The organism is Stutzerimonas sp. Brlt_14 (genome assembly GCF_051948915.1).
Classification (GTDB): Bacteria; Pseudomonadota; Gammaproteobacteria; order Pseudomonadales; family Pseudomonadaceae; genus Stutzerimonas; species Stutzerimonas stutzeri.
In genome coordinates, this window is record NZ_JAYJLM010000001.1 from 690,514 (window position 1) to 714,271 (window position 23,758).

The 23,758-nt window shown below is 64.6% G+C and carries 24 protein-coding genes and 4 tRNA genes; 14 read left to right on the forward strand and 14 right to left on the reverse strand.

All coding sequences use genetic code 11. From position 1 onward, the window contains the following. Positions 1-55 precede the first annotated feature (55 nt). The 4 genes from VF716_RS03330 to VF716_RS03345 form a co-directional block, all read right to left on the reverse strand. On the reverse strand, positions 56-1,321 hold the full coding sequence (locus VF716_RS03330) for an Hsp70 family protein (protein WP_213918123.1): 1,266 nt from the start codon (positions 1,319-1,321) through the stop codon (positions 56-58). A 157-nt stretch (positions 1,322-1,478) separates the two neighbouring features. Continuing rightward, entirely contained in the window at positions 1,479-2,825 is a 1,347-nt protein-coding gene (locus tag VF716_RS03335; RefSeq protein WP_049326167.1) for a spinster family MFS transporter, read from the reverse strand. Between the two features lie 120 nt (positions 2,826-2,945). Beyond that, complete coding sequence (locus VF716_RS03340; protein ID WP_053527496.1) at positions 2,946-3,728, reverse strand: hydroxypyruvate isomerase family protein; 783 nt, start codon at positions 3,726-3,728, stop codon at positions 2,946-2,948. Further along, entirely contained in the window at positions 3,725-4,612 is an 888-nt protein-coding gene (locus tag VF716_RS03345; protein ID WP_053527497.1) for an NAD(P)-dependent oxidoreductase, read from the reverse strand. Before VF716_RS03345 ends, VF716_RS03340 begins: the two co-directional genes overlap by 4 nt. A 261-nt stretch (positions 4,613-4,873) precedes the next feature. Between VF716_RS03345 and VF716_RS03350 the strand changes: the two genes are divergently transcribed. Then, on the forward strand, positions 4,874-5,686 hold the full coding sequence (locus VF716_RS03350) for an undecaprenyl-diphosphate phosphatase (RefSeq protein ID WP_011914076.1): 813 nt from the start codon (positions 4,874-4,876) through the stop codon (positions 5,684-5,686). A gap of 65 nt (positions 5,687-5,751) precedes the next feature. Here VF716_RS03350 and VF716_RS03355 read toward each other — a convergent pair whose 3' ends face one another. After that, a complete protein-coding gene (locus VF716_RS03355; RefSeq protein ID WP_013983592.1) occupies positions 5,752-5,946 on the reverse strand; it encodes a hypothetical protein in 195 nt (64 codons plus the stop codon). Positions 5,947-6,176: 230 nt separating this feature from the next. Between VF716_RS03355 and VF716_RS03360 the strand changes: the two genes are divergently transcribed. The 4 genes from VF716_RS03360 to phnE are packed head-to-tail and all read left to right on the forward strand — an operon-like array spanning position 6,177 to position 9,493. Then, positions 6,177-7,028, forward strand: a complete 852-nt coding sequence (locus tag VF716_RS03360) for a putative selenate ABC transporter substrate-binding protein (RefSeq protein ID WP_013983593.1) — start codon at positions 6,177-6,179, stop codon at positions 7,026-7,028. A 19-nt stretch (positions 7,029-7,047) separates the two neighbouring features. After that, a complete protein-coding gene (locus tag VF716_RS03365) occupies positions 7,048-7,902 on the forward strand; it encodes a phosphonate ABC transporter ATP-binding protein (RefSeq protein WP_053527498.1) in 855 nt (284 codons plus the stop codon). After that, complete coding sequence (locus VF716_RS03370; RefSeq protein WP_013983595.1) at positions 7,896-8,729, forward strand: PhnE/PtxC family ABC transporter permease; 834 nt, start codon at positions 7,896-7,898, stop codon at positions 8,727-8,729. The genes VF716_RS03365 and VF716_RS03370 overlap by 7 nt, the downstream gene beginning before the upstream one ends. Beyond that, positions 8,726-9,493, forward strand: coding sequence for a phosphonate ABC transporter, permease protein PhnE (phnE, locus tag VF716_RS03375; RefSeq protein WP_011914081.1), 768 nt, complete (start codon positions 8,726-8,728; stop codon positions 9,491-9,493). Before VF716_RS03370 ends, phnE begins: the two co-directional genes overlap by 4 nt. Positions 9,494-9,523: 30 nt before the next feature. On the opposite strand, the gene VF716_RS03380 is transcribed toward phnE, so the two are convergent. Next, complete coding sequence (locus tag VF716_RS03380) at positions 9,524-9,841, reverse strand: DUF2288 domain-containing protein (protein ID WP_013983597.1); 318 nt, start codon at positions 9,839-9,841, stop codon at positions 9,524-9,526. Positions 9,842-10,040: 199 nt separating this feature from the next. Here VF716_RS03380 and VF716_RS03385 point away from each other — a divergent pair, with 199 nt between their 5' ends. The 8 genes from VF716_RS03385 (at position 10,041) to VF716_RS03420 (ending at position 16,965) form a co-directional block, all read left to right on the forward strand. Beyond that, complete coding sequence (locus VF716_RS03385) at positions 10,041-11,159, forward strand: branched-chain amino acid ABC transporter substrate-binding protein (protein WP_011914083.1); 1,119 nt, start codon at positions 10,041-10,043, stop codon at positions 11,157-11,159. Between the two features lie 255 nt (positions 11,160-11,414). Beyond that, positions 11,415-12,338: a high-affinity branched-chain amino acid ABC transporter permease LivH gene (gene livH / locus VF716_RS03390; RefSeq protein ID WP_011914084.1), complete on the forward strand. Its 924-nt coding sequence runs from the start codon at positions 11,415-11,417 to the stop codon at positions 12,336-12,338. Continuing rightward, complete coding sequence (locus VF716_RS03395) at positions 12,335-13,591, forward strand: high-affinity branched-chain amino acid ABC transporter permease LivM (protein ID WP_011914085.1); 1,257 nt, start codon at positions 12,335-12,337, stop codon at positions 13,589-13,591. Before livH ends, VF716_RS03395 begins: the two co-directional genes overlap by 4 nt. Next, complete coding sequence (gene livG / locus VF716_RS03400; protein WP_011914086.1) at positions 13,588-14,355, forward strand: high-affinity branched-chain amino acid ABC transporter ATP-binding protein LivG; 768 nt, start codon at positions 13,588-13,590, stop codon at positions 14,353-14,355. The genes VF716_RS03395 and livG overlap by 4 nt, the downstream gene beginning before the upstream one ends. 2 nt (positions 14,356-14,357) lie before the next feature. Then, positions 14,358-15,059, forward strand: a complete 702-nt coding sequence (locus VF716_RS03405; RefSeq protein WP_013983598.1) for an ABC transporter ATP-binding protein — start codon at positions 14,358-14,360, stop codon at positions 15,057-15,059. Positions 15,060-15,223: 164 nt separating this feature from the next. Further along, positions 15,224-16,030: a dienelactone hydrolase family protein gene (locus VF716_RS03410; RefSeq protein ID WP_434757789.1), complete on the forward strand. Its 807-nt coding sequence runs from the start codon at positions 15,224-15,226 to the stop codon at positions 16,028-16,030. A 96-nt stretch (positions 16,031-16,126) separates the two neighbouring features. Beyond that, complete coding sequence (locus VF716_RS03415; protein WP_017246314.1) at positions 16,127-16,567, forward strand: hypothetical protein; 441 nt, start codon at positions 16,127-16,129, stop codon at positions 16,565-16,567. Further along, positions 16,564-16,965 (forward strand): META domain-containing protein, encoded by a 402-nt coding sequence (locus VF716_RS03420; RefSeq protein WP_013983601.1) that lies wholly within the window; start codon positions 16,564-16,566, stop codon positions 16,963-16,965. The genes VF716_RS03415 and VF716_RS03420 overlap by 4 nt, the downstream gene beginning before the upstream one ends. A gap of 326 nt (positions 16,966-17,291) precedes the next feature. On the opposite strand, the gene dinB is transcribed toward VF716_RS03420, so the two are convergent. Continuing rightward, complete coding sequence (dinB, locus tag VF716_RS03425; protein WP_440551785.1) at positions 17,292-18,356, reverse strand: DNA polymerase IV; 1,065 nt, start codon at positions 18,354-18,356, stop codon at positions 17,292-17,294. Between the two features lie 97 nt (positions 18,357-18,453). Here dinB and VF716_RS03430 point away from each other — a divergent pair, with 97 nt between their 5' ends. Beyond that, positions 18,454-18,705, forward strand: coding sequence for a hypothetical protein (locus tag VF716_RS03430; RefSeq protein WP_013983603.1), 252 nt, complete (start codon positions 18,454-18,456; stop codon positions 18,703-18,705). A 10-nt stretch (positions 18,706-18,715) separates the two neighbouring features. Here VF716_RS03430 and VF716_RS03435 read toward each other — a convergent pair whose 3' ends face one another. The 7 genes from VF716_RS03435 to uvrB form a co-directional block, all read right to left on the reverse strand. After that, positions 18,716-19,165, reverse strand: a complete 450-nt coding sequence (locus VF716_RS03435; protein ID WP_106442160.1) for an acyl-CoA thioesterase — start codon at positions 19,163-19,165, stop codon at positions 18,716-18,718. A 192-nt stretch (positions 19,166-19,357) separates the two neighbouring features. Further along, positions 19,358-19,433: transfer RNA gene (locus VF716_RS03440), tRNA-Glu, on the reverse strand. A 42-nt stretch (positions 19,434-19,475) separates the two neighbouring features. Continuing rightward, a tRNA-Ala gene (locus VF716_RS03445) sits at positions 19,476-19,551 on the reverse strand. Between the two features lie 43 nt (positions 19,552-19,594). Next, positions 19,595-19,670, reverse strand: a tRNA-Glu gene (locus VF716_RS03450). A 65-nt stretch (positions 19,671-19,735) separates the two neighbouring features. Then, positions 19,736-19,811, reverse strand: a tRNA-Ala gene (locus VF716_RS03455). 167 nt (positions 19,812-19,978) lie between these two features. Next, a complete protein-coding gene (gltX, locus tag VF716_RS03460) occupies positions 19,979-21,460 on the reverse strand; it encodes a glutamate--tRNA ligase (protein WP_020306989.1) in 1,482 nt (493 codons plus the stop codon). Positions 21,461-21,618: 158 nt separating this feature from the next. Beyond that, a complete protein-coding gene (gene uvrB, locus VF716_RS03465; RefSeq protein WP_045158941.1) occupies positions 21,619-23,634 on the reverse strand; it encodes an excinuclease ABC subunit UvrB in 2,016 nt (671 codons plus the stop codon). Positions 23,635-23,758: the final 124 nt, after the last annotated feature.

Genomic DNA, 23,758 nt, shown 5'->3' on the forward strand with positions numbered 1-23,758 from the left:
ACGTTGACCCGTCAGTGTGAAGTTTTTGTGTCAGCGAATGACGTTGCGGCCCGGCTCAACCGTAGCGCTTGCGCGCCTCGATGGCCAACCCGCTGCCGATGCTGCCGAAGCGGTTGCCCTCGACATGGCGCGCCCGCGGCAGCAACCCGGCGACGCTGTCGCGCAACGCGGGAATGGCGCTGGAACCGCCGGTGAAGAACACCGTGTCGACCTCCTCGGCACGCACCCCGGCATCGGCCAGCAGCTGCTTGATGCTGGCACCGATGCGTTCGAGCAGCGCGGCGATGGCGCTCTCGAAGCCCTGCCGGCTCAGCTCGACCCGCAGATCCGGCTCGATGCGCTGAAAATCGATGGCGAAGCGCTGCTGCTCGGTGAGCTCGATCTTGCCCTGCTCCACCTGCATCGCCAGCCAGTGGCCGGCGCGCTGCTCGATCAGGCGGAACAGCCGATCGATGCCGGTGGGATCGACGATGTCGTAGCGCATGCTCTGCAGCGCGCGCTGCGACGCCGGGGCGTAGACCGCGTTGATGGTGTGCCAGGTGGCGAGGTTGAGGTGGGTGCTGGTGGGCATCGGCGCATCGCTTTTCATCCGGCTGCCATAGCCGAACAGCGGCATCACCCCGTACAGGCTGAGCTGCTTGTCGAAGTCGGTGCCGCCGATATGCACGCCGCCTGTCGCGAGGATGTCCGCCTGCCGGTCGTCCACCGCACGGCGCTCGGGCGACAGGCGCACCAGCGAGAAGTCGGAGGTACCGCCGCCGATATCCACGATCAGCACGCGCTCCTCGCGCTCGATACGCGACTCGTAGTCGAAGGCCGCGGCGATCGGCTCGTACTGGAAGGACACCTCGCCGAAGCCGATCTTGCGCGCAGCCCCCGCCAGGGTCTCGGACGCCTCGCGGTCGGCCTGCGGATCATCGTCGACGAAGAACACCGGCCGGCCCAGCACGACCTCCTCGAAAGGTCGGCCCGCCGCGGCTTCTGCCCGCTGTTTGAGGGTGCCGAGAAACAGCCCGAGGATATCCTTGAACGGCATGGCGCTGCCCAACACGGTGGTTTCGCTCTTCAGCAGCTTGGAGCCAAGCAGGCTCTTGAGCGAGCGCATCAGTCGGCCCTCGTAGCCTTCGAGGTACTCGTCCAGCGCCTGGCGACCGTAGACCGGGCGGCGCTCTTCGAGATTGAAGAACACCACCGAGGGCAGCGTCGGCTGGTCACCTTCCAGTGCGATCAGCGGATCGACATCCGGCCGCCACCAGCCGACCGTGGAATTGGAGGTGCCGAAATCGATGCCGCAGGCGCGGGCAGGTGAAGCGTTGAACATGGCGTGGTCCGCGGGTACAGAAAAACGGCCGCGCAGTGTAATGGAGGTAGCACCCGCTTGCAGGCCTATCGTCGGCTGCCGCAGCCAGCGTTCTACCCGCAAAAAAAATGCCCGGCCATCACTGGTCCGGGCACAAACCCCATGACGCAACGCCCTGTCAGGCAGGCACCGCCTCCGCACCAGGCGCCCCGGCAGTCATTCCGGCCGTCATGCGCTTGGCATCGGCACAGAAGGTCCGTGAGGCCTGGAACAGGAACACCATGGTCAGCAGCAGCGACGCCGGAATCAGGTACATCGCGCCGTGCAGCCCTTCGGCGCGGAACGCCTCGGCCATTTCGCCAGCCCCTGCCGCCAGCATCGCCGCTTCGGCGAAATGGTCCGAGAGCAGCCCCACCACCACCGTGCCCATGCCACCACCGAGCAGGTACAAGCCGGCGAAGAACAGCGCCATGGCCGTGGCCCGCAGGCGCGGCTCGACCACGTCCTGGATCGCGGTGTAGACGCAGGTATAGAAGTTGTAGGAGAACAGCCAGCCGATGCTGAAGACCGCAACGAACAGGCCCACGTCGATCCGCCCGGCGAGCAGCGCGTAGCCGGTCGCGAGCGTGGCGATCAGCATGCTCGCCGCGGCGAACATCAGCCGGCCGCGGGCGAAGCGCTGATGGATGCGATCGGCGACCCAGCCGCCCAGGGTGAGGCCGATCAGGCCGGTCAGGCCGACGATCACACCGGTGGCGACCGAGGCATTGACCAGCGAAACCCCGTGATAGCGCATCAGCAACGGCACCATGAAAGCGTTGCAGGCGTAGGTGGCGAAGTTGAATGCCAGCCCGGCCATTACCAGCCACCAGAAGGTGCGGATCGACAGCACCTTGCGGATCGGCTGCTGCACGGGTTCCTGCGAGACCTTGACGGTCTCGGCCGCGCCGCGCGTGGGCTCGCGGATCAGGAAGATGAACACCGCCAGCACCAGCCCGGGCACCGCGGCGATGAAGAAGGGCGCACGCCAGCTGCCGAAGAACTCGACCATGGAACCGATGGTGAAGAAGGCCAGCAGCAGCCCCAGCGGCAGGCCCAGCATGAAGATGCCCATGGCCCGGGCCCGCTTGTGCGCCGGAAACAGGTCGCCGATCAGCGAGTTGGCTGCCGGCGCGTAGCTGGCCTCGCCGATACCGATGCCCATGCGAATCAGCAGGAAGCTCCAGAAGTTCCAGGCCAGCCCGTTGATAGCCGTCAGGCCGCTCCAGGCCGTGAGCCCCCAGCCCATGATCTTGCGCCGCGAGCCGAGGTCGGCCATGCGCCCCAGCGGCAGGCCGGCAATGGCGTAGACGATGGTGAAGGCGGTGCCGATCAGGCCGAGCTGGAAGTCGTTGAGGCTCCACTCCAGCCGGATCGGCTCGGCGATGATGGCCGGGATGGTGCGATCGAAGAAGTTGAACAGATTCGCCAGAAACAGCAGAAACAGCACGCGCCAGGCGTTGGAAGCTTGGGTGGAAGGCTGCATGACGTCGGTCTCGATTGTTCTTATATTCCGGCCGCAGACCAGCCGGGACTCGACCATGACTCTAGAGTCTGTGCCTGCTCCTGTCTCCGAACATCAGCCTCGCTTATGCCGCGCGATGGTTCAGCGGGCGCGCCATTCGGCGAGCCAGCCGAGGCTGGCCTCGCTGCCCTGCTCGCCCGGCTTGTATTCGGCGCCCAGCCAGCCCTGGTAGCCGCCGGCCTTCAGCGCCTGCAGCGCCGCCGGGAAGTCCACCTCGCCGGTACCGGGCGCGCCGCGCCCGGGGCTATCGGCAAACTGCACATTACCGATGCGCCCGGCCAGCCGGGCGATGCAGTCCGGCAGGTCCAGCCCCTGACGGGCCATATGGTAGAAGTCCAGCTGCGCCATGCAGTTGGGGTGTTCGACCCGCTCCAGCAGCGCACGCAGGTCGGCCGCGCTGTTGATCAGAAATCCCGGCATGTCCAGCGGGTTGATCGCCTCGCAGAGCACGCGGATGCCGAGCAGCTCGAAGGCATCGGCGGTCTTCCACAGGTTGCGCTCCAGGGTCTCCAGCGCCAGTTCGCGTTCGACACCCTCGGCCAGGCGCCCCGGCAGCACGTTGACGCAGGCCGGGCGCACCATGAGCGCGTAGTTCAGCGCCTCCTGCAGGGCGGCATCAAAGGCGTCCTGCTGCTCCGGTACCGCCGCCAGCCCGGGGCCGCCCTGCATCAGGTCGCCGGCCGGCAGGTTGATCAGCACCAGCGGCAGGCCGGCGCGCTCGAGCTGGTCCTTCAGCCGGATGGCCGGGACTTCGTAGGGGAACTGGATCTCCACACCATCGAAGCCGGCGACGCGGGCGGCGAGGATGCGCTCGATCAGCGGCAGTTCGGTGAACAGCAGCGAAAGATTGGCCGCGATCTTCACTGGTCGCCCTCCCGGTACATCTGCACCAGAGTTGCCGGATCGCGTTCCAGGTTGCCCTGGCTGCCGTGCAGGCGCATCAACTGCGCGGCCAAACCGCTCAAGGGCGTCGCCGAGCCCTGCTCACGAGACAGTTTCACTGCGGTGTCGAGATCCTTGAGCAAGGTGCGCACGTGCCATTTCACCGGCTCGAACTCACTCGCTGCCATCTGCGGAGCGAGGATCTGCAGCGGTCTGGAGTCAGCGAAACCGCCCGCCAGTGCCGGCGCCAGCAGGCTGGCATCGACCCCGGCGCGCTCGGCCAGCGCCACCACCTCGGCGATCACCAGGGCGTTGCAGGCGACGATCATCTGGTTGCAGACCTTGGTCACCTGCCCGGCGCCCACCTCGCCCATGTGGGTCAGACGCTGGCCGAGGTTCATCAGAATCGGCCGCACCCGCTCGACATCCTCGGCACGGCCGCCAGCCATGATCGCCAGCGTGCCGGCTTCCGCGCCGGCAGTGCCGCCGGAGACCGGTGCATCGACCCAGCGCATGCCACAGCGAAACTCCAGCTCTGCCGCCATATCCCGGGTCGCGGTGGGTTCCAGGCTGGAATGGTCGACCAGCAGCTTGCCGGCCTTGCCGCCCTCGGCGACGCCCCCCTTGCCGAACAGCACCTCGCGCACGGCGGCGGTGTCCGCCATGCAAAGCAGCACGACATCGGCCTCGGCGCACAGCTCGGCGGGGGTCGCCACGGCCCTGGCGCCCAGATCGACCAGTGGCTGGCACTTCTCCGACGAGCGATTCCACACCACCAGACGATATCCGGCCGCCAGCAGGCGTCGACACATCGGCAGGCCCATCAGGCCGATCCCGGCGAAGGCAATGGTTGGCAGATCGGACATGAGACGGCTCCTTGGTGAACGAATGGCCGATTCTAGCCCCGCCCCGGCGTATCCGGCCATGGCGCGAGGCGCAGCAGCGCCGCCCCATGCGACGGCGCAATGTCACAATGTCATCAAACGCAATCCAGCATTTTGCCCGACCAACCGGAACGATCCGCCTTCAAGCGCCTCTGAAGGAGGCCCCGAGGCATCGCCTCGCGCAGACCATCCGCTCATCGCACGTGCTCATCGTGCATCAGAAGACATCGCAGGAAACACGCAATGGATTTAATTCAGATCATCGTCCTGGCCATCGTGCAGGGGCTTACCGAGTTCTTGCCGGTATCGAGCTCCGCTCACCTGATCCTCTTCCCGCACCTGGTGGGCTGGGACGACCAGGGGCTGGCATTCGACGTAGCCGTGCACCTGGGCACGCTCGCCGCCGTGGTCTGGTACTTCCGCCAGGAAGTGTTCGGCATGACCCGCGACTGGTTCGCATCCCTTGCCCGCCGCGAGCGTGTCGGTGACAGCCGGCTGGCCTGGGCCGTCATTCTCGGCACGATCCCGGCGGGCATCGCCGGGCTGCTTTTCAAGGGATTCATCGAGGAGCAGATGCGTTCGCCGCTGGTGATCGCCTGGGCAACCATCGGCTTCGGCCTGCTGCTGTGGTGGTCCGACGTGGTCAGCCGGCGTACCCCGCAACCGCGCGATGAGCACAGCCTGAGCTGGAAAGACATTCTGCTGATCGGCTGTGCACAAGCACTGGCACTGATTCCCGGCACCTCGCGCTCAGGCGTCACCATGACGGCCGGCCTGCTGCTGGGACTGTCGCGCTCCGGCGCGGCGCGCTTCTCGTTTTTGCTGTCGATCCCGATCATCGTGCTTGCCAGCGGCTTGAGCACGCTCGATCTGGTGGAAGGCGAGGTAGCCGTGGACTGGACGGCAATGGGGCTGGGGGTGGTGCTGTCGGCGATCAGCGCCTACCTGTGCATCCACTTTTTCCTCAAACTGCTGGAGCGTGTCGGCATGTTGCCGTTCGTGATCTATCGCCTGATTCTCGGCGCCGTGCTGCTGGTACTGTTCAGCGGCGTCTGAGTGATCACGCCGCGGCTCGCGCTGAGCGCTTGCCGCGGCGTTTGGCCGGATCGTCTTGCGACGCCCTAGCCTTGTGGCAGATCGATCAGCAGCGGGCCGAGCACGAACGCCGCCAGACGCGCCTGGGTGAACATCTTTTCGCCAAACGCCATGCCAGGATCGTCCTTGGATTCGACCGGCTGCTCCCGAATTCTGGCCACCTCCCTGAAGGAGTGGCCATCCGCCCAAACCATGGTCGACTGACGCTTCTCATCGCACATCACATTCGTTTCCTTCGCCCTGCGGGGTGGCACATTGCTGATATTCGGCCACTACAGAACCCTTAGGTTTGGCGCCTGAAAAAAGTTCGTCGTGTTGCAGGATATTTCGCCAGCGGTCCAGCCAGGGCGATGGCCGGTTTTGAAGTCGTTCAGCTTTTCGCTTGGCTCCCGGTGGCCGCCAGGCTCTATAATCCGCGCGCTTTTTCCGCTATTGAACCGGAGAACCCTCAATGCTGAAGCGCTCCCTGGCAGCCGTCGCCGGCCTTGCCCTGTCCTTGTCCATTGCCACTACCCATGCCGCCGAAACCCTGCGCGTTTCTGCCATTCCTGACGAAGCCCCGACCGAGCTGATCCGCAAGTTCAAGCCGCTGGGCGAATATCTGGAACAGCAGCTGGGCATGCCGGTGAAATTCACCCCGGTGTCGGATTACGCCGCGGTCGTCGAGTCCCTGGCATCCGACCGCCTCGATCTCGCCTGGCTCGGCGGTTTTACCTTCGTGCAGACGCGCCTGAAGACCGGCGATGCGATCCCGCTGGTGCAGCGCGAGCAGGACGAGCAGTTCACCAGCAAGTTCATCACCGCCGACCCTGAGGTCAAGTCGCTGGCCGACCTGAAAGGCAAGACCTTCGCGTTCGGCTCGGTGTCCTCCACCTCCGGCAGCCTGATGCCGCGCTACTTCATGCTCAAGGACGGCATCGAGCCGGAGCAGTACTTCAAGCGCATCGCCTACTCCGGCGCCCATGACGCCACTGCGGCCTGGGTCGAAGCCGGCAAGGCCGACGCCGGCGTGCTCAACGCCTCGGTCTGGGACAAGCTGGTCGCGGCCGGCAAGGTCGATACCGCCAAGGTGCGAGTGATCTCCACCACCCCGCCCTACTACGACTACAACTGGACGGTGCGTGGCAACCTCGATCCGGCGCTGGTCGAGAAGATCAAGGCAGCGTTCCTCGCCCTCGATCCGGCTAACCCGGAGCACAAGGCGATCCTCGATCTGCAGGCCGCCAGCCGCTTCATCGAGACCAAGCCGGAGAATTATGCTGGCATCGAGGAAGCCGCGCGCGCAGCCGGCCTGCTCAAGTGACGCCATCGCTGCGTCGCCCATGAACAGCCTGCAAACCGAGCAGATACCGGGCCACGTCGGCATGCAGGGCCCGGCGCTGAAGCTCGCCGGCGTGGACCATACCCACGCCGGCGGCCAGGTGGCGTTGCAGGGCATCGACCTGCAGGTAGCACCCGGCGAGCGCGTTGCCATCATCGGCCCGTCCGGTGCTGGCAAGACCACCCTGCTGCGATTGCTGGCCACGGCGCTCAAGCCTGACGGCGGCGAAGTCGAGCTGCTCGGACAACGTCCCTGGTCGCTCTCCGCCGGAGCTCGCCAACGCCTGCGCACGCGCATCGGCCTGATCCACCAGGCGCCGCCGCTGCCACCTCGGCAACGCGTCATCACCGCGGTGCTGGCCGGTCGTCTCGGCCAGTGGTCGCTGGCGAAAAGCCTGCTCAGCCTGATCTACCCACTGGATCGCCAGGGCGCTGCCGACGCACTCGGTCGCCTGGACCTGACGGACAAGCTGTACATGCGCTGCGATCAGCTCTCCGGCGGTCAGCTGCAGCGCGTCGGTATCGCCCGCATGCTCTACCAGGGCGCGGACCTGATCCTCGCCGACGAACCCGTTTCGGCAATGGACCCGGTGCTGGCCAGCCACACGCTGGGCCTGCTCAACCGCGAGGCACAGCGGCGCAACGCCACCCTGCTGGCCAGCCTGCACGCGGTGGAGCTGGCGCTGGAGCACTTCCCGCGCATCATCGGTGTGCGGGACGGGCGCATCCTGTTCGACAAACCGTCCGCCGAAATCGGCCCGGGCGAGCTGGCTGCGCTGTACGCCAACGAGCAGCTCGAACACACGCCGGCATCGGCGCCAGCGCCTCGCGTGCAGCTGAACATTCCACGATGCTGAACCCCGCGCTCGTTCGCCATGACCCTGCCGCCACCTCCCGCCTGCTGCTGACGCTGCTGGCCGTGGCGCTGCTCTGGCCGGGCCTGCGGTTGAGCGAGCTGGACATTGGCGTGCTGTTCGACGGCAGCAACGCCGACACCATGGGCAGCTTCGTTTCCGCCTTCTGGCCGCCGGAGCATGGCGGAGACTTCCTTGCCCTGCTCTGGCAGGCGACGCTGGAAACCCTGGCCATCGCCACCGCCGGCATGACCCTCGCGCTGGCCATCGCCATTCCCTGCGCCCTTCTCGCCACTCGCGCGCTGTCGCTTTCGGCACTCAGCCGAGGCGGCCGCCCGGCCTGGTGGACCCACGCCCTGCGCTGGCCGGTACGCGGCCTGCTGATCGTGCTGCGCAGCATCCCGGAGATCGTCTGGGCGCTGCTGTTCGTTCGCGCCGTTGGCCTCGGCCCGACCGCTGGCGTGCTGGCCATCGCCATCACTTACGCCGGCATGCTGGGCAAGGTCTATGCGGAGATCTTCGAATCGGTCGACCCGTTGCCGGCCCGGGCCCTGCTCGGCAGCGGCGCCTCACGGTTGCAGGCGTTTTTCTACGGCGTGCTGCCACAGGCCACCGGAGAAATGCTGTCCTACAGCGTGTACCGCTGGGAATGCGCGATTCGTGCATCGGTGGTGATGGGCTTCGTTGGCGCTGGCGGGCTGGGTCAGCAGATGGATCTGTCGATGCGCATGTTCGCCGGCGGCGAAGTGGCGAGCATGCTGCTGACCTTCCTGGCGCTGGTGCTGCTGGCGGACCTGCTCAGCCGTCTGCTGCGCTGGAGGTTCGCATGAGGTTGCTGTCGCGCCTGCTCATCCCGCTGGGTCTGCTCGGCGCCGTGATGGCGGCGTTCGCCTTCCTGCAGCTGGACAGCGCCGCGCTGCTCAGCCGCGACGGCCTGACCCAGATGGCTGCCTACGCGTCGGGCTTCATGACCCCGGACCTGTCGGCCAATCATCTGCGGGCGATCGCTCACGGCACGCTGGAAACCCTGGCCATGTCGGCCATTGGCACCCTGCTCGCCGCGCTGCTCGGCCTGCTGCTGGCGCTACCGGCGGCGGGGCGCTTCGGTTTGCTCGCGCAAGCGGCGTCGCGCCTGTTGCTCAATGCACTGCGGGCAATTCCGGAACTGGTGTGGGCGGCACTGATGGTGCTCGCCGCCGGCCTAGGCCCGAATGCCGGGACCCTGGCGCTGGCGCTGCATACTGCCGGTGTGCTGGGCCGCCTGTTCGCCGAGGCGCTGGAGAACACCCCGCCGCAGCCCGCCGACGCCCTGCGCCTGGCCGGCAGCGGCCGGGTCGCCGCGTTCTGCTACGGCACCCTGCCGACTTTGTGGCCGCAGCTGGTGGCCTACACGCTGTATCGCTGGGAGAACAATATCCGCATGGCCAGTGTGCTCGGCTTCGTCGGCGCCGGTGGCCTCGGCCAGATGCTCTACATGAGTCTCAGCCTGTTCCAGGAAGCTCAGGCCTCGACGGTGATCCTCGCCATGCTGGCGATGGTGCTGGCGGTGGACAGCCTGAGCGCCTGGGCACGGCAGCGCTGGGTGAGAGGATGAGGGCGGCGTCAGCGTCACGCCCGCCCCGTTTCAGTGCAGCGCCGGCTTCGCTACGCGTTCCTGCACCAGCACCCAGGGCGCCACGACCACGGCCCACAGGTCGGGGTCTCGCTCCAGCCAGTCCTGAGCCTGCTCGGCAGGCATCTTCGCCAGCTGGCCGCCGGTCAGCCAGGCGGCCACCTTGGCCTGATCGTCCTCGGCTACCGCCACCGCTACCTCGACCAGATCGGCCTCGCCAGCCACCTGCAGCAACGCGCCGCGGGCGAAGAAAGGCTGCAGTTCCTGCCAGGTGATCGCTGCGGTTTCGCCCAACAGCTTGGCATAAAGAGTGCTTGCGTCGTCGGCCATGGGACTCGTCCGTAACGAAAAAGGCGCCATGATACCCGCGCCCCGATTCCCATCAAACGGTTGAATCTGCCGGCTGTGCAAACGGAGGAGACACTTCTACACTGTGCCGGTACAGTTGCCGGAGCGTTTCGGGATGTTCGCCTCTTAACGGCACTCCGGCCCGCAGGATTCAAACAATAACGATGCAAGTGGAGCACTTATGAAGACCAACCAGCGTCTTTCGAAAATTTTCCTGGCAATGGCACTGACCGGCGCAGCCAGCTACAGCCTGGCCGCCGACACGATCCGCATCGGATTGGCAGGGCCGGTAACCGGGCCGGTGGCGCAGTACGGGGACATGCAGTTCATCGGGGCCGAAATGGCCATCGAGCAGATCAACAAGGCCGGCGGGGTGAACGGCGCGCAACTGCAAGGCGTTCGCTACGACGATGCCTGCGATCCGAAACAGGCCGTGGCGGTGGCCAACAAGATCGTCAATGACAACGTCAAGTTCGTCGTTGGCCACCTCTGCTCCAGCTCCACTCAGCCGGCGTCCGATATCTACGAGGACGAAGGCATCCTGATGATCACCGCGGCGTCCACCAGCCCGGACATCACCTCCCGCGGTTACGAGCTGATCTTCCGCACCATCGGCCTGGACAGCCTGCAGGGTCCGACCGCCGGCAACTTCATTGCCGATCACGTCAAGCCGAAGAACGTCGCCGTCATCCACGACAAGCAGCAGTACGGCGAAGGCATCGCCACGGCCGTCAAGCAGACCCTGGAAAGCAAGAACATCAAGGTCGGCCTGTTCGAAGGCATCAATGCCGGTGACAAGGACTTCTCCTCGCTGATCGCCAAGCTCAAGCGCGAAGGCGTCGACTTCGTCTACTACGGCGGCTACCACCCGGAGCTGGGCCTGCTGCTGCGTCAGTCCAAGGAAAAAGGTCTGAACGTGCGCTTCATGGGTCCGGAAGGCGTCGGCAACTCGGAAATCTCCGCCATCGCCGGCCCGGCCTCCGAAGGCATGTACGTGACGCTGCCGAAGTCCTTCGACCAGGATCCACGCAACAAGGAACTGGTTGATGCCTTCAAGGCCAAGAAGCAGGATCCGAGCGGCCCGTTCGTGTTCCCCGCCTACGCCGCGGTTCAGGTCATCGCAGAAGGCATCGAGAAGGCTGGCAGCACCGACACCGACAAGGTCGCCGAAGCGCTGCGCAGCAACACCTTCGACACTCCCACCGGCAACCTCGCGTTCGATGAAAAGGGCGACCTGAAGGACTTCAACTTCGTCGTCTACGAATGGCACCAGGACGGCACCAAGACCGAAGCCAAGTAACTTTCATCAGCCTGGCAAAGCCCACACTCGCTTGTGGGCTTTGTTTTAGCGGGCGGCCCTGCCACAAGCACCGGGCCGCCTTGCCATACCTGTAATCCAACGAGCGGCCTGAACAGCAGGCCCGCCTCGAACCGACGCCATGCGTGATCCGCAGGGTGCCGTACCGCAGTGGCGCCGCGCCAGGGTGTGCGGTGTGTTCGAAGTGGGCAGCGCAGCCAGACCGGATGGAATTGCAGGGACTTCGGGAGAGCAGTGATGCCTGAGCTTTACCACTACCTACAACAGCTGATCAACGGGCTGACCGTTGGCAGCACCTACGCGCTGATCGCCATCGGTTACACGATGGTGTACGGCATCATCGGCATGATCAACTTCGCCCACGGCGAGGTGTACATGATCGGCTCGTATGTCGCTTTCATCGCCATTGTCGGCCTGTCCATGATGGGCCTGGATGCCTTGCCTATCCTGATGATCGGCGCCTTCGTCACCGCCATGATCGTCACCAGCGCCTATGGTTACAGCATCGAACGGGTGGCCTACCGCCCGCTACGTGGCAGTAACCGCCTGATCCCGCTGATCTCCGCCATCGGCATGTCCATCTTCCTGCAGAACGTCGTGCTGCTGGCCCAGGACTCCAAGGACAAGGCGATCCCCAACCTGATGCCGGGCAACCTGGTCATCGGTGAAAGCACCATGAATGGTGTGGTGATCTCCTACATGCAGATCCTGATCTTCGTGGTCACCTTCGTCGCCATGTACGGCCTCACGCTGTTCATCTCCCGCTCCCGCCTGGGCCGTGCCTGCCGCGCCTGCGCCGAGGACCTGAAGATGGCCAACCTGCTGGGCATCAACACCAACGGCATCATCGCGCTGACCTTCGTCATCGGCGCGGCGCTGGCTGCCATCGCGGCGGTGCTGATCAGCATGCAGTACGGCGTGATCAACCCGCACATCGGCTTCCTCGCCGGCATCAAGGCATTTACTGCCGCAGTGCTCGGCGGCATCGGCAGCATTCCGGGCGCCATGCTCGGCGGCCTGGTGCTGGGCGTCGCCGAAGCCTTCGGTGCCGACATCTTCGGTGATCAGTACAAGGACGTCGTGGCCTTCAGCCTGCTCGTGCTCGTGCTGCTGTTCCGCCCCACCGGCATCCTCGGCCGCCCGGAGGTGGAAAAGGTATGACCGGCAATCTGCGTATCGCTTTCTTCAGCGCCCTGCTGGTCATCGCCGTGGCGGTGCCGGTGTTCGGCCTGAAGCTCACCACCGTCGGTATCCGCGTCGAGGTGCATGGCGCCGAAGCCGGCACATTCTGGATCATCGCCGCCTGCGCGGTGGCCATGTTCGTCTGGCAACTGTTCCGCACGCATCTGGCCGCCGGCTGGGCCGCCAGCCCGAGCCTGCCGAGCGTGCCAGCCGGTGCTGGCAACTTCCTCACCCTGCCCTCGACCCAACGCTGGATCATCCTGGCGCTGGTGCTGGTTGCGCTGGTCTGGCCGTTCTACGGCTCGCGCGGTGCCGTGGACATCGCCACGCTGATCCTGATCTACGTGATGCTCGGCCTCGGCCTTAACATCGTGGTCGGGCTGGCCGGCCTGCTGGACCTGGGTTACGTCGGCTTCTACGCCGTGGGCGCCTACACCTACGCGTTGCTGTCGCACTACTACGGGGTCGGCTTCTGGACCGCGCTGCCAATCGCCGGAGCGATGGCCGCACTGTTCGGCTTCCTGCTCGGTTTCCCGGTACTGCGTCTACGCGGTGACTACCTGGCCATCGTGACGCTGGGGTTCGGCGAGATCATCCGCATCCTGCTGCGTAACATGACCAGCATCACCGGCGGCCCCAACGGCATCAGCGGCATCGACAAGCCAACCTTCTTCGGCCTGTCGTTCGACCGCCGCGCCGCCGAAGGCATGCAGACCTTCCACGAGTACTTCGGCATCGCCTACAACTCGGTGAACAAGGTGATCTTCCTCTACCTGATCGCCCTGCTGCTGGTACTGCTGACCCTGTTCGTGATCAACCGGCTGCTGCGCATGCCGATCGGCCGCGCCTGGGAAGCCCTTCGCGAAGACGAGATCGCCTGCCGCGCACTCGGCATGAACCCCACGGTGATCAAGCTTTCCGCGTTCACCCTCGGCGCCACCTTCGCCGGGTTCGCCGGCAGCTTCTTCGCTGCACGCCAGGGGCTGGTCTCGCCGGAGTCATTCACCTTTATCGAGTCGGCGATCATTCTCGCCATCGTCGTGCTGGGTGGCATGGGCTCGCAGCTCGGCGTGATTCTCGCAGCCATCGTGATGATCCTGCTGCCCGAGCTGATGCGCGAGTTCAGCGAATACCGCATGTTGATGTTCGGCGCCCTGATGGTGCTGATGATGATCTGGCGTCCGCAAGGCCTGCTGCCGATGCAACGCCCGCACCTGGAGCTGAAGCAATGAGCCGCCCGATCCTGGAAGTACGCGGCCTGACCATGCGCTTCGGCGGCCTGCTGGCCGTCAACGAGGTGGCGCTGACCGTACACGACAAGCAGGTGGTTTCGATGATCGGCCCCAACGGCGCCGGCAAGACCACCGTATTCAACTGCCTGACCGGCTTCTACCAGCCGACCGCCGGTGAAATCCTGCTCGACGGCACGCCGATCCACGGCCTGCCCGGCCACAAGATTGCCCGTCAGGGCGTGGTACGCACTTTCCAGAATGTCCGCCTGTTCAAGGACATGACGGCGGTGGAGAACCTGCTGGTAGCGCAACACCGACACCTGAACACCAACTTTCTCGCCGGTCTGCTGAAGACGCCGGCGTTCCGTCAGAGCGAACGCGAGGCCATGGACTTCGCCGCCCACTGGCTGGAACAGGTGAACCTCACCGACATCGCCAACCGCCCGGCGGGCACCCTCGCCTACGGTCAGCAGCGTCGCCTGGAAATCGCCCGCTGCATGATGACGCGTCCGCGCATCCTCATGCTGGACGAGCCGGCGGCCGGCCTGAACCCGAAGGAGACCGAGGACCTAAAGGCGCTGATCGCCCTGCTGCGTGACGAACACGGTGTCACCGTGCTGCTGATCGAGCACGACATGAAGCTGGTCATGAGCATTTCCGACCACATCTACGTGATCAACCAGGGCACCCCACTGGCCAACGGCTCGCCCGAGCAGGTGCGCAACAACCCTGACGTGATCAAAGCCTATCTGGGGGAGGCGTGAGCATGCTGACTTTCGAAAACGTCTCGACCTTCTACGGCAAGATCCAGGCCCTGCACGGCATCAACGTGCAGGTACAACAGGGCGAAATCGTCACCCTGATCGGCGCCAACGGTGCCGGCAAATCGACCCTGCTGATGACCCTCTGCGGCACACCGCAGGCGGCCAGCGGCAGCATTCGCTTCCAGGGGGAAGAGCTGGTCGGCCAGCAGACCTGCGACATCATGCGCAAGGCCATCGCCGTGGTGCCCGAGGGTCGGCGGATCTTCTCGCGCCTGACGGTGGAGGAGAATCTCTCCATGGGGGGCTTCTTCACCGGCAAGGCGGACTTCCAGGAGCAGCTGGACAAGGTGCTCGGCCTGTTCCCGCGGCTGAAGGAGCGCTATCAGCAGCGCGGCGGCACCATGTCCGGTGGTGAGCAGCAGATGCTCGCCATCGCCCGCGCACTGATGAGCAAGCCCAAGCTGCTGCTGCTCGACGAGCCGTCGCTGGGCCTGGCGCCGATCATCATCCAGCAGATCTTCGAGATCATCGAGCAGTTGCGCGAAGACGGAGTGACCGTGTTCCTGGTCGAGCAGAACGCCAACCAGGCGCTCAAGCTGGCCGATCGCGGCTATGTGCTGGAGAACGGCCATATCGTCATGCAGGGAAGTGGTGAGGACCTGCTGACCGATCCGAAGGTACGCGACGCCTACCTGGGCGGCTGACCCCAACCATGGTCGACGAAAAGCCCTGCCGTCCTGGCGGGGCTTTTTCGTTTTCCGGTCCGGCATGCCGCCACACGAACCCACACGCTGCGCGTACGGTCGAACAGCCGCTATGCTTGCTCGAATGCCTCTATCCCACTAATGCCAGTCAAGGAGACCTCACGATGCGCCATTGCCTGCTCGGCCTGCTCATGGCTGCCAGCGTCACCGCCAATGCCGCGGTACAGACGCAGGAAATCCCCTACACCGCTGCCGACGACACCAAGATGATCGGTTACTACGCCTACGACGATGCCATCGAGGGCAAGCGCCCCGGCATCGTGGTGGTGCATGAATGGTGGGGCCTTAACGACTACGCCAAGCAACGCGCCCGCGACCTCGCCGAGCTGGGCTACAGCGCCCTGGCCATCGACATGTATGGCGAGGGCAGGAACACCGAGCACCCCAAGGACGCCATGAGCTTCATGCAGGCCGCACTGAAGGACGCCGATGCAGCCAAGGGCCGCTTCAACGCCGGCCTGGATCTGCTCAAGGAGCAGGCACAGACGGATACCGACAAGCTGGGCGCGGTCGGCTACTGCTTTGGCGGCAAGGTAGTCCTGGACATGGCGCGCCAGGGCGTGCCGCTGGACGGCGTGGTCAGCTTCCACGGCGCATTGGCCACCGAAACCCGCGCCGCGCCGGGTAGCGTCAAGGCGCGAGTGCTGGTCGAGCACGGCGCCGAAGACAGCATGATCAGCGCAGACGATGTCGCGGCCCTGAACGTCGAGATGGTCAAGGCCGGCGCCGATTACCAGTTCGTCAGCCTGCCGGGGGCCAAGCACGGCTTCACCAATCCGGGCGCCGATGCCCATCAGAAGAACGGCCTCGACGTGGCCTATCAGAAAGCCGCCGACGAGCGCTCCTGGCGTGATATGCAGCGGTTCTTCGAGGATACCTTCGGCACGTCGACGCCTGCCCGGGCGCAGTGACCGTTCGACCCGCCGCGTTCGATTCGCCCCGGCGGCACGCCTGCCGCCGGGGCTCGTGCTAGCATTGCGCGCACAACTCAGCGTCGAACACGAGTCATGGCCGAACACGATTTCCGCTACACCCTGCTCAACCCCGCCCACACCCTCACCGAATGCCGTGCACTGGCGCCGGGCCGCTACCAGGTCACCGGCAATGGCGGCTCGATTCGCAGCGGCGACGTACTGATCGTCACCCTCAAGGGCAGCCGCGATCTTTCGCAGCGCCTCACCGTCGAGAAAGTGCGTCATCTGATCAACCCGCCCGGACAGTGGATGGCCGTGGCCAGCGGGCCGGTGTTTCACGAACTGGAGATCCTCAACTGGCAGGTTGCCTGTGACAGCTGTGGCAAACGGCTGGACTTCGAGTTCGCCGTCGACGCCAGGCTCGGCGAGGCCGCACGCAAGCCGGCAGCCCAGGCACGCATCGCCGAGCTGGGCTGGTCCGGCCAGGATGGCCAGCACCGTTGCCCCAGTTGCCGGAAGGAGGAACAGCTATGACATTGCGCGTCTTGCCCCTGGTTGCAGCGCTCGGCCTGATCGGTTGCGCAACAGAACCACTGGAACTGCAACGCGACGTAACCTATATCGCCGAGTGGATTGGCGACGAACCGGTGATCGGCCGCACACCGGTCTCGCTGACCTTGAGCGAAGGGCGTGCCTACGGCAATGCCGGCTGCAATCACTGGTTCGGCAGCTACGAGCTCGATGGCCAGCGGCTGCGCTTCAGCAATCTGGGTAGCACACGAAAGATGTGCGCCGAGGAGATCATGGAACAGGAGCACCAGTTCCTCGACCTGCTCAACCGAGTCGAACGCTGGGATGTCTCCAACATCGACCAGCTACGCCTCTGGCCAGGCGAAGGTGCCGCGCTGCGCCTCTGGCCGGAACTCGAATAAGCCGCGCCAAATGTGCGCAGACGAAGGCGTCTGCGCACCGCTTTCAGGCACCGAAAGCCACTCCGCGACGCCATGCCCCGGCGCTTTTCCCCGCTGAATCCCGGAACAAGCCTCCCACACGACCGTCAGCTGGCCTCTGAGGCCTCTTCTGCACGATGGCGCCCTCCGGTCTGCGAAACTGGCACAGCCCATGCAATTACCCAGGTATCCAGTTTCGGGGACCTTGGTACAGGCAGGCCGAGAATCCCCTCTTTTATGCCTGCAAGGCCGCTCGAAAGAGCGGCCTCGTGCTTTTCGCCCAAGCGGCGCACGAACGAGGCGCTGTCTCAGAACAGGCGCAGCTGTTCGAAACCGCCACGCAGGTCGATCAACCGCACGCCGACGCCAATCAGGCGCACGGGCCGGGCGCGGCGTGAGAAAGCGGTCGCCAGCAGGTCGGCATAGTCGTCCAGCTCCAGGCCGGCGCCAGCCTGTTCCAGGGTGGTCTGGGTGAAGTCATGAAACTTGAGTTTCACGAATGGCTTGCCCGGGCGATAACCGCTGTCCAACCGGGCCATGCGGGTCGACAGCTGCTGCAGCAGTTCCGGAAGCCGCTCGAGGCAGGCCGCCAGATCAGGCAGATCGCGATCGTAGGTCTGTTCGACGCTCACCGACTGGCGCCGGCTTTCCACCTGCACGGGACGCTCGTCGATTCCCCAGGCCAGCCCCCAGAGCCGCTCGCCAAAGGCACCGAACTCCCGAACGAGCGACAACCTCCCCCACTCGCGCAGATCACTGCAGGTGCGAATGCCCAGGCGGCCCAGTTTTTCCGCGGTGACCCGGCCAACCCCGTGCAAACGCTTGACCTCGAGCGCTTTCACGAACTCCTCGACCTGTGCGGGCGTGACGACGAACAGGCCGTCCGGCTTGTTCCACTCGCTGGCGATTTTGGCGAGAAACTTGTTTGGCGCGACGCCGGCCGACACCGTGATACGCAGATGCTGCCAGACCCGTCGGCGGATGTCCTCGGCGATACGCGTCGCACTGCCGGCGAAGTGCTCACAGGCGGAGACATCCAGGTAGGCCTCGTCGAGCGATAGCGGCTCTATCTGCTCGGTGTAAGTACGGAAAATTTCATGGATTTCCCGCGACGCTTCGCGGTAGGCCTCCATACGCGGGCGCAGGATCAGCAGGTCGGGGCACAGCTTCAGGGCATGCCCTGACGCCATGGCCGAGCGCACCCCGTAGGCGCGCGCCTCGTAGTTGCAGGTGGCGATGACACCGCGCCGATCCGCCGCGCCGCCGACGGCAATCGGGCGGCGCGCCAGGCTGGGATCGTCGCGCATCTCGATCGCGGCATAGAAGCAGTCGCAATCGATATGGATGATCTTGCGAAGGGCGGTCTGGCTCACGAAACGGGGCACCGGCAAGGAGTGAACGAATCTTCAGCGCAACGGGTCGGTTATTGAGATGGTAAGTCCTTTACCGCCCCGATAGCCGGAGGTTCAGATGAAAATCTTGTACGCGAGCGTGATCGTCCTTGGCGGCCTGTTTTCGGCAGCCGCAATGGCCGATCAGGATCAGATGAATACCCAACCGCAAGGCACCAATGTTCAGCAGGAAAAGCACGGCGACAGCCATGTGCGCGACAACGAGGACGGCGCCAAGCAGCGAATGAAGGAAGAAGTGCAGGACGACTGGCGCGAGGATGCGGAAAAGCGCCGCGAGAGCGACGCGATGAAGCCCGAGCAGCGCGGCTAAGCGTCAGGCTTCACAGCTCCAGCGGGTACGGCTGTACGAGCGCCTTGCCATAGCCGTCGACGAATTCCAGCGGCATGCGCTTGGGTTTCCCGCTGGAGAGTTCGATGCAGACGAAAGTGGTCTGCGCGCGCAGCAGCGTCGCACCATCTGCAGGCCTGATCAGCTGGAAGTTTCGCTTCATCTTCAGACGCTGATCGGACTCCGAGATCCAGGTGCCGAGCTGCAGTGCATCACCCTCGTAGGCCGCTGCCAGGTAGTCGATCTCGTGCCGCAGAACGGCCATGGCGCGGTCCAGGCGGTGATAGTCCTCGATACCCAGGCCGAGGCTCTGGGAGTGCTGCCAGGCACAGCGTTCGAGCCACGTCACATAGACCGCGTTGTTGGCGTGTCCCAGTTCGTCGATATGTTCCGATGCCACGTGCAGGTCGATGATGAACGCCTGCGGCTGATCCCAGCTCATTCGTCAGATGCCTCGATGGCCGATTGCGATGGCCTATGAAAGCGCAGCGTGGCCGGCGAGTCACGCGCCTTGCGGCTCGCTATGACGGAGCATTCAGCAACCCGTCATTGACCCGGCACTTTCCAGCGCTCAAAACAAAAAGGGCCATCTCATGAAAGATGACCCCTTGATGCCCAAAACGGGCAATAAAAATGGCGTCCCCTAGGGGACTCGAACCCCTGTTACCGCCGTGAAAGGGCGGTGTCCTAGGCCACTAGACGAAGGGGACGAAACCTTCGACGATCCCGAAATCTTGGAATCGCTGGCAATTTGGTGGAGCTAGACGGGATCGAACCGTCGACCTCTTGCATGCCATGCAAGCGCTCTCCCAGCTGAGCTATAGCCCCGGATTTAGCGTCTCTCGACGTGCGATGCAAACATCGCGAATAGTGGCGTCCCCTAGGGGACTCGAACCCCTGTTACCGCCGTGAAAGGGCGGTGTCCTAGGCCACTAGACGAAGGGGACGCAAACCCTTCAAGCGCAACCTGCATCTACAACTACAGGCTGGTGGCAATTCTGCTCTTCGAGATTGGTGGAGCTAGACGGGATCGAACCGTCGACCTCTTGCATGCCATGCAAGCGCTCTCCCAGCTGAGCTATAGCCCCATCTCGAGGACGGGGCGCATATTAGGGGCGCCCCTGGGCAGTGTCAACAACAAATTTCCGCGCGACTAAAGTTTTTTGGCAGCAGGAACAATTACTTACCGCCGACCAACGGTCCTGCCCCGCAACGCGGCGGCGCCGAACGTCGACACCGCCTTGGCTGCGTTGGCTCAGCCGAGGCTGGCCAGCAACTTCTCCCACTCCTTGGCTTCCTTCTTCGAAGCGCCGCCAAGCAGTTCCAGCGCGTTGCGCAGACGGAAGCGCGTCAGGTCGGGACCGAGGATTTCCATCGCATCGAGCACCGAGACGGAACTGGCCTGTCCGGTGATCGCGGCGAACATCAGCGGCATCACATCCCGCAGCTTGAAGCCGAGGTGTTCGGCCACCTGCGTGATGCAGGCGGTGATGCGCTCCTTCTCCCACTGGCGCAGTGCCTCGAGCTTCCACAGGATCAGTTGCATGACCTGACGGACCTGCGTGGCATCGAGCTTCTTGTGGGCGAACAACGCCGGATCGAGTTGCAACGGCCCGGAGAAGAAGAAACCGGCCAGCGGCGCGATCTGACTGAAGGTCTCCACTCGCTGCTGCACATGCGGAGCGATCTTCATCATGTACTCGGGATTGAACGCCCACTTCCGTACCTCGGCAGCGAACTGCTCGACCGGCAACTCGCGCAGCCACTGGCCATTGAGCCAGGACAGCTTCTCCAGATCGAAGATCGGCCCACCGAGCGACACGCGCTGGAGGTCGAAATGCTCGATCATTTCCTCGAGGGTGAACTTCTCGCGCTCATCCGGCATCGACCAGCCCATGCGGCCGAGATAGTTGAGCATCGCCTGCGGCAGGAAGCCCATGCGTTCGTAGAAGGTCACCGAGGTCGGGTTCTTGCGCTTGGACAGCTTGCTCTTGTCCGGATTTCGCAGCAGCGGCATGTAGCACAGCTGCGGCTGCTCCCAGCCGAAGTATTCGTAGAGCTTGATCAGCTTGGGTGCCGACGGCAGCCACTCCTCGCCACGCAGCACATGGGTGATGCCCATCAGGTGGTCGTCGACCACGTTGGCGAGGAAGTAGGTCGGCAGGCCGTCAGCCTTCATCAGCACCTGCATGTCCATGCGATCCCAGCCGATCTCGACGGTGCCGCGCAGCATGTCCTGCACCTGGCACACGCCTTCGCTCGGTACCTTCATGCGGATCACGTGGGACTCACCGGCGGCGATGCGGCGCTCGGCCTCGGCCGGGTCGAGGTGCATGCAATGGCCGTCGTAGCGCGGTGTCTCCTTGTTGGCCATCTGCTCGGCGCGGACCTGGTCCAGGCGCTCGGCGCTACAGAAGCAGGGAAAGGCGTGCCCCTTGGCGACCAGCTCGTCCGAATACTTCTTGTAGATCTCGCCGCGCTCGCTCTGCCGGTATGGGCCATGCGGGCCACCGACGTCCGGACCCTCGTCCCACTCGATACCCAGCCAGCGCAACGCATCGTAGATCTGCTGTTCGGACTCACGGGTCGAGCGCAGCTGATCGGTATCCTCGATGCGCAGGATGAACTGGCCGCCGTGCTGACGGGCGAAGCACAGGTTGAACAGCGCGATATAGGCGGTGCCGACGTGAGGATCACCGGTCGGAGATGGCGCGATGCGGGTGCGAACCGTGGTCATGGAAGCTCTCGGACGAAAATGGAGAAACGAAAATCGAAGGGGCGAATGTTAGCAGGCACGCCGCGTCAGGCTCCAGCCGAACGCCTGCGCAGCGCTCGCCATGGCATGCCTCATACAGGCCGCTCGCAGGAGCGGGCCTGGGGACTCGGGAGGAAGCGTCACACCTGCAGCAACAGCTCGCGCAACTTGTGAATCTCGTCGCGCGCCTCGGCCGCCGCCTCGAACTCCAGGTCGCGCGCCAGCAGCAACATCTTTTCCTCCAGCTGGCGGATGCGCTTGGTGATCTCGCTCGGCGAGCGCAGCTCGCTCTCGTAGCGCGCGCTCTCCTCTGCCGCCTTCGCCTCGCCCCGACGCTTCTTGCTGCGTGAGCCGGGCACCGTGGCACCCTCGAGGATGTCCTGCACATCCTTCTTGACGCCTTTGGGCACGATGCCGTGAGCTTCGTTGAAGGCGATCTGCTTGGCTCGACGACGCTCGGTCTCGTCGATGGCCCGCTGCATGGAGCCGGTGATGTTGTCTGCGTAGAGAATCGCCCGTCCGTTGAGGTTGCGCGCAGCGCGGCCGATGGTCTGGATCAGCGAGCGCTCGGAGCGCAGGAAGCCCTCCTTGTCCGCATCGAGAATTGCCACCAGCGAGACCTCGGGCATGTCCAGCCCCTCGCGCAGCAGGTTGATGCCTACCAGCACGTCGAAGGTGCCCAGGCGCAGATCGCGAATGATTTCCACCCGTTCGACGGTGTCGATGTCCGAGTGCAGGTAGCGCACCTTCACATCGTGATCGCCAAGGTAGTCGGTGAGGTCTTCAGACATGCGCTTGGTCAGCGTGGTGACCAGCACCCGCTCCTCCTTGGCCACGCACTTGCGGATCTCCGACAGCAAGTCGTCCACCTGCGTAAGCGCCGGGCGCACTTCGATCTGCGGATCGACCAGACCGGTCGGGCGCACGACCTGCTCCACCACGCGGCCAGCGTGTTCGGCCTCGTATGGCCCGGGCGTCGCGGAGACGAAGATGGTCTGCGGGCAGATCGCCTCCCATTCGTCGAAGCGCATCGGCCGGTTGTCCAGCGCCGACGGCAGACGGAAGCCGTACTCCACCAGGGTTTCCTTGCGCGAGCGGTCGCCCTTGTACATCGCACCGACCTGCGGCACCGAAACGTGAGACTCGTCGATCACCAGCAGCGCATCGGCCGGCAGGTAGTCGAACAGCGTCGGTGGCGGCTCGCCGGCATCGCGCCCGGACAGGTAGCGCGAGTAGTTCTCGATGCCATTGCAGTAGCCCAGCTCCATGATCATTTCCAGATCGAAACGCGTGCGCTGCTCGAGCCGCTGCGCCTCCACCAGCTTGTTCTGACTGCGCAGGTAATCGAGCCGCTCGCGCAGCTCGTCCTTGATCTTCTCGATGGCGTCGAGCAGCGTCTCCCGAGGGGTCACGTAGTGACTCTTGGGGTAGAAGGTGAAGCGCGGGAGCTTGCGGATCACCTCGCCGGTCAGCGGATCGAAGGCTGACAGGCTTTCCACCTCGTCGTCGAACAGTTCGATGCGTACCGCCTCGAGGTCCGATTCCGCGGGGAAGATGTCGATCACGTCGCCGCGCACACGAAAGGTGGCACGGGCGAAATCCATGTCGTTGCGGGTGTATTGCAGGCCGGTCAGCCGCCGCAGCAGCTCGCGCTGATCGAGACGGTCACCCCGATCGACGTGCAGCACCATCTTCAGGTACGACTGCGGATCGCCCAGGCCATAGATGCATGAGACCGTGGTGACGATGATCGCATCCGGCCGCTCCAGCAGCGCCTTGGTCGCCGAAAGGCGCATCTGCTCGATGTGGTCGTTGATCGAGGCATCCTTCTCGATGAAGGTGTCCGATGACGGTACGTAAGCCTCCGGCTGGTAGTAGTCGTAATAGGAAACGAAGTACTCCACCGCATTGTTCGGGAAGAATGCCTTGAACTCACCGTACAGCTGCGCGGCGAGCGTCTTGTTCGGCGCCAGCACCAGCGTCGGTCGCTGCACGTGAGCGATCACATTGGCGATGCTGAAGGTCTTGCCCGAGCCGGTCACACCAAGCAACGTCTGGTGCGACAACCCCGCCTCGATTCCCTCGATCATCTGCCGGATGGCCTCCGGCTGGTCGCCGGCCGGTTTGAAACGCGTGACCAGTTCGAACTTGGACATTTCGCCTCTCTAGTAAACGTGCATGGCCTTGATGTCGGAGCTGTGAAAGGTCAGTTCAGCACCTTTGTCTGCCCCATCGGCCTTTGCCAAAACTGGGTTGCCAGTCGATGCCGCCGGAGCAATC